The following is a 14,539-nucleotide window of genomic DNA, read 5'->3' as shown; positions in this document are numbered from 1 at the left end:
TTCAACCTTTTAAACGACATGCATATAAAGCGTTTCACTGTTGGTGGTTGTGATCGTATAATCGCCCGCAGCAGCCAACGACCAAATATGATCAGCATCACTTACACCATTCACGCTCGCTATATTACTTAGAGAGATATTTCCCAGTTGAGCATTCGCTACATCCAATGTTAATGCATCACTAAGACTGGTTGTATTGCTATCAAAGGCATAGAGCGATGAAGCATTGATGGTTAATCCTCCACTATCTAATCCCAAAGAAGAGATATCTAATGTCTCAATATTGCTAAACGCCGTTGAATCATTGAAAACAGATGCATTAGAACCTGTAAGGCTTACGGTGTCGCTTCCATTTCCACCATTAAACTGTATTTTATCCAGTTGGCTAAAATCAAGCACCAAATTATCAGCTCCTGCTGTACCTGTGATGCCCAATTTATCAGAACCTAACCCTGCTATATTCTCACTGTGAATATCCATAGAAGTAGCACCGTTAACAGAAACGCTACCGCTACCTGTAAGGGTTGTTATCTTACCAGTGCCAAGATCATCGTAATCCAACGTTGTTGTCGTTCCGCTTGCTACACTGAGCGTTTCAATGCCTGAAAGTGTGTTGCTACTTAAATTCATACTAGCAGTCGTATAGAGAGTGTCAGCCCCTCCACTATCGGTTACATTCATTGCATAATCAATCGTTGTGCTGTTCACACCTGAACCCGTATTGAGCTGTGTAATGCCACTTGTGCTGGTTAAATCTGCCGTACCCGTATAGTTATTGAGGTCAAGTGTTTCTACGTTTTGAATTTTTCCAAAATCGGTTGCAGTCAATGTTGTATTGCCAGTCACACTCAAGGTATCCAATGCACCACCTAAATCAACACTAGAGGTTACATGTAAAAAGCTACTGTTAAGAGTCAAGGATTCACTGCCACCTGCTCCTGCAACCGAAGTGGTAGTCGCACCAATGGTCGCACCAGAGATATCAACGCTCACGCCACTTGCCAAGGTAATCGCATCGACATTGGTAAGCGCTTGGGTGTAGGTTGTTCCACCCGTAAAATTGACGGTTTCATTCAATGATGCCGCAATATTTGACCATGTAAACGCTAGATTGCTATCCACATCCACAATCAAAGCGCCTGTGCCTGTGGTCATATGTCCCGCTAGAATATCATCCGTGACGCTCATTGTACCACTTGAGATATTCAAGGCATCAACATTGGTTAAATTGCCTGTGTATGTACCTATTCCACTCCAATCGACATTAAGCGTAGTAGCTCCTGCAACCGCAGAAAAGTCAGCACCCAGCGTTGCATCAAGATTGGTGACGCTGAGTATTCCCGTACCATTAATCGTTTCACCACTAATAACAGAAGCGTCTGCACTAAGCGTTACACCCGAAGCAATCGTTGTTGTTGTAGCGGAGAGTGAGCCTGTAAATGTTGTTGATTGATTGATATTGATGACTTCAACAGCGGTGATATTTGAGGCATTAAACGTTAAGCCACTTTTATTAATATTCAGTACATCCGCTCCACCACCACCATCAATGCCTCCCGATAAATTGCTACCCAGTGACGATAAAATATTAATCGTATCGTTACCAAAATTTGCGAAAATATTGACAGAAGCATTATCGACGTTGTAAATATCATTGTTCATCGTACCTGTCAATGTTTGAACACCCGTACCATCATTAAAGGTAAAAGCACCACTGTAACCTGCTAGTGTCTTAATCGAAAGATCAACACTGGATGCCGTTCCAACTTCAACGGTAATATTCCCCGCTCCTGAATATTGGCTAATGGCATTTGCTTGCGCACCACTTAGCGTTACTAAGGCACTTGTGTTGAGTTTATCCAGAGCAGTGCCGAGTGTTGCTGCTGTCAAGTCTAATGCGCTTGTCACATTGAGTGTTACATTTCCCGAAATACTGTTCGTAAGGTTTGCAAAATTATTGGCAGCGGCTGTTGCGCCAGCAGTTATATCAAGAGCGCCTGCTCCTGAAAGTGTCGCGGTTTTACCATTAAGTGCAGAAGCTGTCATTGTTGCTGTTATACCATTGTCCACACTAATCGTCGATACGGATCCTAATGTACCACTAAAGGTTGATGTGGCACTAAACTCGAGCGTTTTTGTTCCACTCGTTGCAATACTTGAGAGATCATAGGACGAATCTGCACTGTGAATCACCACAATATTTCCAGCACCGCTAACGGCTTTGCCTGAAACATCTGAGGCCTTAAGCGTCAATGTTGCCCCACTTGCAACATAATAACTCTCAATATTGCTCAGTGTTGCACCACTTAAATCAACACTATTGGCAGTAATGTAAAGCTGATCCGTTCCGCCACCTGTATTAATAGAAGTATAGGTAGAATCAATTTTGATCGTCTCACCCGTTGTACCATTGGTTGTCAATGTCGTGCCATTGTAATTTGTCAAATCAATGATTTCCATACCGCTGATTTTTGTAAAGTCTATTGCATTGCTACCAGTTACAATCAAAGTGTCAGTCTCACTAGCTCCAGTCGAATCACTGATGAGATCACCCGCATTGGTAAATTTTGCACTGTCTATCGTTATCGTTTCATTGCCAGTGTTACCATAAATTTTAAGCAGTCCATTGGCATCTTTACTAAATCCTGCAACACTAGCGTCAAATGTTCCGCCTGTTGAAAGTGTAAAGCTTGCTGTTCCACCACTGTTTAAGGTCACTTGCGATATATCGGTGCCATTAACATTTGTTGCACTGAGTGTACCACTCACATTGATCGTACTGCTAGAAAGCGCTGTCGAAGGCGTTGCTGTTGTTAGTGTAGCACCGGAGGAGATCGTTGTCGTTGCAACGCTGAGTGTACCACTCATAGCACTTGTACCACTGGTAATATTTAGATTTTCAACACTGCTGAGATTGCTAGCATTGATGGCGACACCACCACTGACATTGAGTGTATCAGCGCCAGCACCACCGATAACGGTAAGATTATTGATGGCACTATTGGTAACGGTATTAGTCCCGCCTGCGCTTAAATTAACCGTTGTAAAACCGTTACCACTATTGTTTGCCTCTGCTCCTAATGTAACCGAAGATCCTGCTGCTAATTTTAAAATCTCCACATTCGTTACATTGGTTAATTGAGCATCCGTGATGATGGCTCCTGCATTGGTGATTTCAAGCGTATCTGTGCCACTCGTATCCGAAATGGTATCGGCAGAGGTTAAATAGTTACTGTCCATTTTGAACGTATCATTGCCGCTGCCACCTGCTAGCGTATCGGCAAGTGTTCCTGCTATAATTGTATCGTTGCCACTGCCACCCGTAATAGTATTGGAAACGGTTGATGCACTCGTAAGGGTAAGGGCGGCAGAAGCACTGCTTGCATCAACGCTTACTTTTGCAATATTGGTATACGTTTTTCCACTGTCCATATCGAGACTACTCGTTACACCCGTCACAGCTACAGTATCTGTAGCACCAGAATAACCGATAAAATCAGAGTAAAGAGCTGCTTGTGCTTTTGAGATTGTAAGGGTCTGCGCTCCAGCGCCTTGATAAAATTTAAGGCCTTCCATACCACTGACCGAAATGCCCGCAAGTGAGAAACTACCACTAGCATCCATAAAGATAAGATCGGTTCCACTACTACCAGTATCGGTAATGATGTCTGCTGAAATATCTGCTAATGCTGTAAAACGATACACATCGCCATCTTCTCCACCATCGAGTCTATCGGTTCCTGCGCCACCCGTTAGTGTATCAGCTCCGGCACCACCAAAAATAGTATCGTTTTTACTACTCCCTACGAGAATATCATCACCCGCACCACCATCTATCGTGATCGTACCCGTATAAGAAGTCAGTGTGGAATTGAGGGTAATACTATCATTGCCGCCTGTTCCATTAATTTGCAATGCACCTGCACCTGTAAAGGTAAGTCCACTGAGTACGGAGCTATTGGTATTATTGATCACTAAAGTACCAGAATTGGCGATATTCATCGTATCACTACTTAGTGCACTGGCATCAACATTAAGTGTTTTTGCGCCTGCTACACTTAGATTTGTCACGCCTGTAATATCACCTGTAAAGGTGGTATTGGCATTGACATTAATGGTTTCAATACCTGTGATACTCGAAGCATTTTGACTGGTTAACGCATTGTTGATATTTAAAATATCTCCTGCTGCAGCACTACCTTTATAGGTACTTCCATTAGCATTTGTCGCATTTATTGTAACGGAAGAACTCATACCTGAAGCATCGATACTCAATGTTCCAGCATTGCTACTCGCATCAATGGTGGTAAGTCCCATAGTCGTAGCGTTTGAGCCTAGTGCAATAGTGCCCGTGTAACTGTTTAAATTTAAGGTATTAATGCCAGTAAATCCTGATAGATTTGCATTGACAACACTCGTACTACCCGTAATTTGTAAAATATCATTGCCACCAGATCCTGCCAATTTTGCATTCGCAGTTCCATCGGTTAATGCCGCTGAAGTATAAACAAACGTATCAATTCCACTATTACCGAGAATACTCACTCCACTGAGTTGAGCTTCATTCGTGCCGATGTTGAAGGTATTTGTGCCATTGGCAAGCTTGATTTGATCTATAAAACTAAGACCACTAAATCTCGTATCGTCTGCAATGGTTCCTGCATCTAAGAATTGGATCATATCTGTCGTACTTACACCACCACCCACAATTTTATCCACACTTGTGAGATTTGAGAGTGAATAGTTATAGGTATTGGTACCTCCAGCACTATTTGCATACAGCGTTGCAACTCCGCCACCAACACTGCTTATGTCAACCGTAACTGTATTGGTTCCATTAGCAAGTTGTATTTTTTCCATATTGGAAATAGAACTGAGCATTAAATCGGTGAGTGTTCCTGCTGTTGTAAAGGACAAGGTATCATTTCCACTCGCACCATCGATGCTATCGTGGTTATCAAAATTGGTTATGGCATAGTTAAAGATATCTGTTGTTGTGCCACCAATCAGTTTTACATCATTTAGCTTCGTTGTATCGAGGCTAATGGTATTGGCAACATCTGCAAATTGAACGAACTCAACATTGGATACATTTTGAAATTTGGTAACATCACTGATGGTTCCACCATCTCTAAAGGTTATCGTATCATTGCCTGCATTACCATTGATGATGTCTGAACTTGTAAGTTCGGATGCAAAAATATACAGATTATCATCGCCTGTTCCCATATCGATATTATCAGTACCTGCATTGGACACTGACGATACCGTAGCAATTGCGCTCATATACAACACATCATTCCCAGAACCTGCACTTAGACTGTTATTGTTGACATTACCTACAATGGTATCGTCCCCATTACTTCCAGTTACGTTGTTAAATCCAAAAATGGTATCTTTGATCGCAGCATTCGTTGTTAATTGAGCAAAAGACGATCCAGCCGTGGCATTGATATCTACATAAACGGCACTCCCAGCACCTAATTCACTGTAATTAAGGGTATCAGTTCCATTGAACGTTGTGGCATTATCGCCACCATAAAGCGTATCACCATCAAGTATGCCATAGAGAACATCATCCCCACTATTACCATAAAGTGTATCAGCAAAACCATCGGCACTGCCGTTGTTATAAGCTGTTCCTCCACCACGAAGGACATCATTTCCAGAACCACCTGAGAGGATGTCCACACCAACACCACCTGCTATGGTATCATTGTCCGAGCCACCATCGATTGAGTCATTTCCCGCGCCACCAAACAGTGAATCATTACCTACATTACCCCAAATTGTATTGTTTGAGGCATTTCCTAAAATAATATCTGCTCCATTATTAGAACCTGAGATATTTTCAAAGTTGCTGATGGTATCGACTTCTGTCGTATAATTACTTCCATTCCACACACCAACAGAGGAAGTTCCAGAATCATTCAGGGTCACGCTAATTTTATTTTCATTAAAATAGCTCACGGTATCCCCTGCTACCGTGTTGGAACCACCATCTAAAATATCACTACCACCATAGCCCTCGATGGCATCATCCCCTGCTCCACCATTAATCGTATTGACGTTTGAGTTACCATAAAAAATATCATTATAAGCAGAACCCGTGATGTTGTTCACCCCAGTTATTATGTCATTGCCTCTATTGGTTGAAATGACTTGGTTAATGGTTGTATTAAGATTTGTTACAGCACCCTCAATGATACCATCAAGTGAGTAATCCAACCAACTACTTGTTGCACTTGTACCATTGATGGTATCATCACCTGCGCCACCCACAAATGTATTATTGCCAATAGAATCGGTTAAAGTATCATTGCCTGCACCACCCATTAGGGTATCATCACCTGCACTGCCATTAAGATAGTTATTACTAGCGCTACCCGTAATCGTATCGTTGCCACTACCCCCGATGAAATTTTCGACATTGACAATCGTGTCATTATTGCCACCTGTAACACTCACTGTTGCAACCGCAGCATCCGCTAATGTCACATTGATATTAGCGGTAACGGCCGTATAATCAGCAGTATCTGTTCCTTGACCTCCGTCGATGACATCACTGCCATCATTACTACTCATAGCAACTATAGTATCATCGTTATTTTCGCCATAAAGTGTATCATTCCCAAGGCTGCCGTAAAGCGTATCATTGCCATCGCCACCATAAAGGGTATTGCTACCATCACTAAGCGTTGGCGCTGCGCTATCACCATAAAGTTTATCAGCACCTGCCCCGCCATAAATAGTATCTATGCCACCAGCGCCATAAAGTGTATCGTTGCCATCATTTCCATTGATAACATTGTCGAGTGCATTGCCGGTAATCACATCGTTATATCCACTGCCCGACACATTTTCAATCGCATCAATGAAGTTAACTGTTCCTGCGCCACCTGTTGCTTGATTAGACGATAATGTGCCCAAATTTACCGTAACGGCAGAACCTGTGTAGTAAAACGAAACTGTATCTGTACCCAACCCACCCGTGAGTGTATTGGTTGCCGTTGCATCTGCGAGTTCAAAGTAATCATTGCCAGCGCCACCATCTAAAACATTGATACCACTTTCGCCGTTTAAATAATCATTTCCGCTACCACCGTACAAAGTATCATTATTATTGCCACCCCAAAGGCTATCGTTACCAAGCCCTCCATAAATCGTATCATTTCCATCTTGCCCGAATAAAGAGTCATTACCCGTTTGGATACCATCAACGACTGCACCACTGTTATCATCACCATAAATGATGTCAGCACCTGCGCCCGCTAAAATCGTATCATTTAAAGCTCGCCCGACTAATATATTGGCATTGGCATCACCTGTAATGGTATCGGCAAAATTTGAACCTGAGACATTTTCAACTTCATAGATAACATCCGTCCCAATATCAGTTCCACTGGCATTATTCGTCGTAAGATTCACAATAATACCAGCCGTTACAGCATTGATAAAATCTACTGTATCCCCGTTAGTCTGCAATGTCGTACCGCCATAGATGGTATCATTTCCAGCCGTCATCACAAACCAGTCATCACCGCCACCACCACGTAAATCATCAGCACCTACATTACCAGTCAGGGTATCGACATAATCTGAACCTAAAACGCGTGAAAAACCACTGAGGGTATCATTACCTGCAGAAGTACCTGTTGCTGTTCCTGCAGTAAGATTGACCGTTACACCCGCTGTATCTGAAGCGTAATCAACCGTATCCCATCCAGCAAGTATCCCAACACTATCACCACCAACGAGAAAATCATTGCCACCATTACCAGCAATCGTATCATCACCAACACCACCGTAAAGGGTATCGTCTCCAAATCCTCCATTGATGGTATCATTACCACCCCAACCGTAAAACGTATTGGCATTAGCATTACCACTCATCGTATCACCATAGCCAGAGCTACCATAGATAACCTCAACCGTATTGGTAATGATATCTGTCCCTTCTGTACCGCTTAAGACTCCTGTGGTTAAATCAGTCGTATCATTTACGTTAGCCGATACGGATGCAATCACAACTTTAGCAGAGGCACTTCGATAATCCGCAACATCAATTCCAGCACCGCCATCTAAGGTATCATCTCCCGTGCCACCCATAAGGGTATCGGCTCCTGCCGCGCCATAAAGTGTATCAGTACCAGCGCCACCGATGAGGGTATCGCCACTATCGCCTGCATAGAGCGTATCAGAACCTGCTCCACCATCAAGCGTATTGTGCCCATCCGTGGTCGTATGCGTATTTCCTACATTATCGCCATATAAAACATCATTGCCATCATTACCCGATAGTTGATCAGCCCCGAGGTTCCCGTAAATGGTATTATTCATTCCATCGCCATAGAGTGTGTCGCTACCACTACCTGCATTGATATTTTCAATATTGACAATGGTTTCCGTATTGCCATAACCATCATTAATAATTTTTTGAGTTGATAAATTGATATTAATTGGGGTTGCAGCAATCGCAGAAAAATCTATCCAATCATTATTTCCGCTGCCACCATCAATGTAATCCACGCCTGCGCTAGTAAAGATAGTGTCATCGCCTGAGCCACCTTTGAGTGTATTGGCATTGGCATCACCATAGACGGTATCGTTACCTAATCCACCTGTTATATTTTCGATTTCGCTAAACGTGCTAGCGGTTGTATTGACAGTTCCTGCAACCATATCGACGACCAGTGCGGTAGAAACATCCGAAAAATCTATTGTATCACCACTGGTTTCGCCACTTTCGCCACCCGTAATTACATCGCCATCAATATTTCCATAAAAGAGATCATCACCATCCCCGCCAACAATAATATCAGCTCCAGCATTACCCCTTATCGTATCAGCCCCTGCTTCGCCATAAATGGTATCCACTTGGCTTCCACCAGTAATAATATCATTGCCTGCACCTGCATAAATGGTTGATAAAACACCACTGTTTGCCATAGTGATGACATCAGCACTACTGCCAGCTTTAAGCACCTCAATACTCGTCAAATCAACAACATCCGCACCTTCACCTGTAATCAGTGAACTACCTAATGTCGCTGTAATAGCAACCCCCGCAGTTGAATAATCCAGTGTATCGTTGCCCGTACCTCCATAAAAAGTATCGTTGCCACTACCACCTCTTAGGATATCATCACCCAAACCTGCATAAAGAGTATCGTCACCATCGCCACCTTCTAAAAGGTCATTACCACTGAGTGTATTAGCACTATCATCGCCATAAAGCGTATCTGCACCCGATCCACCTTTGAGCGTATCGTTGCCTGCATTTCCTATCAAAATATTGGCTTGGGAATCCCCATTTAGTGTATCATTCCCACTACCTGCTATCACATTTTCAATGTTATAAAGCGTGTCAGCACCAATGTTGGCACTGGTCGTTGTTGCGGCCCCAGCAGCAGCTGCATTGAGTGTAACGTTCAGGTTATCACTTAAAATGCTATAGTCTATCGTATCGATACCAGTACCACCATCATAGCGATCAGAACTTCCATCAACATCTGTTGCAGCAATGACAATGGTATCATCCCCTGCTTCACCATAAAGAGAATCAACACCAACGCCACCATACAAGGTATCGTTATCAGCACCACCGTAAAGGGTATCATTATTCGCCCCACCACTTAGAATATCATTGCCTTCATTGCCGTAAATGATATTTATGAGTGCATCGCCCGTAATTGTATCGGCGACTTTAGAACCTTTTACATTTTCAATATTTCGAATCACATCATCATTACTATCAACAGTACCTACAACCACTGTTGCATCAGATGCTCCAGCCATCGTAAGTGTGATATTTTCAGAAATAGCACTGTAATCAATGGTATCAATACCACTACCACCATCAATGGTAAAAGCCCCAGTGTCACTGCTTCCACTTAATGTAATGTTATCGGCACCCGAGCCTGTTTGAACCAATTCTACGTTATCAAAATAATCTTTATTGCTTAAATTACTGGTGGAAGCTATCGTTTTTGTACTTAAATCAACCGTTGTTGAGGTTGCTAAACTACTGTAAGAGAGTGTATCAATTCCACCTTCACCATCAAGCGTATCGCCATCAAAGTTACCCGTTAATGTATCATTACCCAAACCACCTTTAAGGATATTCACCGTGCCACTTTTACCAACTAAGGTATCATTACCACTGCCTGATGTAGCGTTTTGTAGAGTAAGTAACGTATCATAAACGAGAGGAGTGGCTGTATAATTGGCTTTGCTGGTTGTCAGGTTAATTGAAACATCGCTCGTTTCTGCCGAGTAATCAACACGGTTTGTACCTGTACCACCATCGAGGTAGTCACCATCTAGTCCGCCATAAAGGGTATCATTGCCACTGCCACCTTTAAGCGTATTGGCAACACCTACTTTTCCTTTGAGTGTATCATCAAGAGTTGAGCCTACAATATTTTCAATCCCATACAAGGTATCAGTGCCCTCTGTTGCGGCATTTCCTGTGACAATACCTGTTGCAAGATTGGCATCAATGCTAAAAAGTGCTGTCGTATAATCTGCCGTATCATTACCACTATCAAGTACACTGCTCATACCACCATAAAAAGTGTCATTTCCCGCACCACCGATAAATGTATCATCGCCTGCTTCGCCGTATAAAAGATCAGCTCCTATGCCACCATAAAGAGTATCACTACCACTACCTGCTTTAAGAGTGTTATCAGCACTATTTCCCGTAATAGTATCAGCCCCACTTCCTGTGCTAATATTTTGGATATTTGCTAACGTATCTGAATTAGAGGTTGATGGTGTCGCACCTGAGAGGTAAATATTTTTAGAAGAGAGTGAAAGATCAACGGTAAGATTTTGTGTACGAGCACTATAGTCTGCAATGTTGACACCACTCGCACCATCAAGATAATCGCCATCCAAATTGCCCGTTAACGTATCGTTACCATCATTTCCATACAACGTATTTGACGATCCAGCTCCACCTTTGAGTGTGTCATCGCCCATCGTGCCATACACTTCTTCAATACTGTACAGCGTGTCGGTTGAAAGCGTCGCATTGGAAGCATCACGCAAATACACATTGTTGGTTGAAAGATCAGCAACAATATTATTAATGCTTGCAAGCGTCGAATAATCAACCCTGTCTTTATAACTATCGCTTACAACACCACTATCAGCACCATAATAAATATCATTGCCGCCTGTTGCATAAAACGTGTCATTACCATCCATACCAATAAACGTATCTGAAGCATTTGAGCCTGTCATAACATCTTGAAAGAGAGAACCTTTGATGATCTCAATACTACTAAGCGTATCTGTTCCACCCAGCCCATCGCTGACACTGTTCGTTGTTAAATTAACGGTAATGGCATTTGAAGCTGAATAATCCGCCATATCCTGACCATTTCCACCACTCAGGACATCTGCTCCAGAACCGCCAATAAGGGTATCATTACCATCGCCACCAAGAAGGGTGTCATCTCCCGCCAAACCGCTTAAAGTGTCGTTATCACCACGTCCATCAAGAATATTAACATCACTGCTTCCCACCAGTGTATCTTTATTGGAAGAGGCATAAATATTTTCAATATCAACGAGTTTATCGCTGTTGGTTCCACCAAGTGTAATATTCACTTTACTACTGATATTGCCATAATCGACAGTATCAATACCACTACCACCATCCAGTGTATCACCATCTAAATAACCGTAGAACAGATCATTGCCATCTTTTCCTAAAAGTGTATTGACACTTCCTTGTGCACCTGTAAGTACATCCGCACCGCTTGAGCCAATCACATTTTCAATCGAAATCAGCGTATCACTATCACTGCCAGAAACGACACCTGTACCATCGGTTAAATTAACGCTCACACTAGACGCATAACTGTAATCCACCCAATCACTGCCTGTTTTGCCATCTAGCGTATCGTTGCCACCAAGGCCACTAAGTGTATCGCCCCCACTACTGCCTGAAATGGTATTGACTAAATTATTTCCAATAAGGGTATCACCCAAAGTTGAGTTTGATCCAATAATATTTTCAACATTCACAATTTTATCATTGCCATCACCCGTAGCAACGGTATCATTCAAGTTAACATACACCTTCGAAGAAGAGCTACTAAAATCAACGGTATCGTATCCACTACCACCATTGATATAATCATCGCCAACCCCACCTTGCAGGGTATCATTGCCCCCATGAATCGTTGCCAGTGTTGCATCGGTATCGGTATTGCGGATGTACTCTACGCTTTGATCAGCAGAGACTTCGACTTCTGTGTTACTTAAAATGGGAGCGGAATCTCCATAAATAGTATCATTTGCAGCACCACCACTGAGAATGTCACTGCCAGCATAAATGACACTCGCGACAACACTATCAATCATGACATCACCAACAATGGTATCAGCTCCTGCTCCTCCAGTGATCGTATCATCATTTGCGCTTACAGAGAGTGCGCTATGATCGTATCCACCAATTAAAAGGTTGTCAGCACTGTCGCCATTGATAATATCTTTATATTGAGTACCTGCAACATTTTCAACATTTTTAACAATGGTTGTCGCCGATGAACTGTTAATATTACCAAGCGTCCCATTAGCAGAATTATTGAGCGTAATGATAATACCGTTCGAATTATTGGAGAAATCAATCGTATCGGTATTATCTCCACCATCAATCATATAATCATTCGTACTCCCAATAAGCCAATCATTTCCAGATCCGCCATCTAACCAATCAACCCCATCTCTGCCTTCAAGGGTGTCATTTCCCTCTCCGCCAACAAGTTTATTATTACCAGCATCCCCTCGAAGTGTATCATCGTATTTGGAGCCTATAACATATTCAACACCACTGATCGTATCGCTAATGCTACGTGTCTCTTCACCTGTTGCAATATCACTGGTTGCATCATAGACCGTTTTTCCTGTTGCAATCCCCGCTTGAAGATCAACACTAATCCCCTTATTGTCATTAGCATACACAGAGCCCGTTGAGGGATCAATCGTGGCAAGATGGTTAAATAAAAAATCATTGCTGTATTTGGTCATAGTCTCATAACTAACGGTATCTATGCCATCTCCACCATTTAGAATATTTGCTCCAGCCCCACCACTCAGCGTGTCATTCCCTTTATCACCATTAAGAGTATCATTCCCAATATTGCCATAAATTGCATCGCTAGAGAGTCCGCCATAGACGGTTGAGTTTGATTTAGAGGTATAAATGATATTTTCATTTGGTGTAGTATCAACCACAAATCCGCTCGGATATTGCCCGGTATAGGTGTAATCTGATTCGCTATTGACATCCTTAACAACAACACCAATATCTTTAAAATTTGTAAGGGACGTCTTCTCTGGTACAACAACTTCCGCTTGCTTTGCGAGAGGAACATTTGCCATATCAAATTGTGATGTTAAATTAACTTTCATCAAATAATCAAAATTGAGACTCATGCTAGCAGAACCTGGCTCATAACGAATATAAAACTCTATCGTTTCGCCACCATCTGTCACGGTTGACGTAAAACCAGTGGTAGCATTCAAGCTCCAACCACCGCCCGTTGTGTTAGCGGATGAAAAATCTGCATTTAGAATTTGAAATGCACTGGATAATCCCGTAATGGTGATATCACTAATCGCAAAACCTATGGGTTGCGAAACGCTCAATCGAACAAGCTTGGTAAGGTAGGTGGCATTGACTAAATTAGAATTGTCCGCAGTAATAACCGTCGGATAAGCATCATTGCGATAATCAAGTGTTTCTGCTTGAAATTGTGCAGTGGCACTTTTACTCACATTACCAAGGGTACTTCCTGTACCACCCAATACGGTTGTAATTCCACCAGATAAAGAGTCTGAACTTTTTATTTGATAAAAACCGATATCAAACGAAAGTGCTGCAGAAACATCCGCTATATTGTCTTTCGTTTTAGTTTGACTTTGACTTTGTTCTTCTGAAGCTTTATTTTTTTCATTACTATCACTGACAGCAGGATTATTACTGGTGTATTCTGTCACAGCTTCTTGAAGGTATTTGCCACTCCTCTCTTTTGCATTGGTATTATCTTGAGGTTTAATAAACGGTTGAGGGTCTACATAATAAGCGTTATAATCATTAACCGGTGATTCATCTTTTTTACTTTGTTCATTCTTTGCAGAATGATCTTGCTCACTTTGCAAAGATACAGGACCCGAAACCAAAATAGAATCTTTAGGTACTTGACCAATATCTTGAATTTTATTTAAAATCTGCTCAACGTGCATTACCATACCACTTGGTAATTTAACAATAGGAGCATTCGCTTCAAATGCCATCATACCTAACGAAACAAATGTAATCTGCCCACCATTAGGCAGTGTTGCGATAACATCACCACCGACAATTTGCAAGGTGGCTTTTGAGAGATCAATACCTAAAGAGAGCTCATCTCCAGGACGTAAAAAAAGATTGATATTTTCTCCAGCAGAAGGAGGTGATTTGAGAGTTGTTGTACTCTTACTGTAATTAACTTCAGGTGTACCAGCCATACCTCAATCCCTC

At 42.2% G+C, this 14,539-nt stretch carries 1 protein-coding gene; it reads right to left on the bottom strand.

The window, feature by feature from the left end; all coding sequences use genetic code 11:
- Positions 1–9: 9 nt before the first annotated feature.
- Positions 10–14,526: a hypothetical protein gene (locus SAR02S_RS09210; protein WP_041959031.1), complete on the bottom strand. Its 14,517-nt coding sequence runs from the start codon at positions 14,524–14,526 to the stop codon at positions 10–12.
- Positions 14,527–14,539 lie beyond the last annotated feature (13 nt).

Source organism: Sulfurospirillum arsenophilum NBRC 109478 (assembly GCF_000813345.1).
In the GTDB taxonomy this organism is placed as follows: Bacteria; Campylobacterota; Campylobacteria; order Campylobacterales; family Sulfurospirillaceae; genus Sulfurospirillum; species Sulfurospirillum arsenophilum.
Note: the sequence above shows the minus strand (reverse complement) of the source record. Positions and strands in the feature narration are given on the sequence as shown.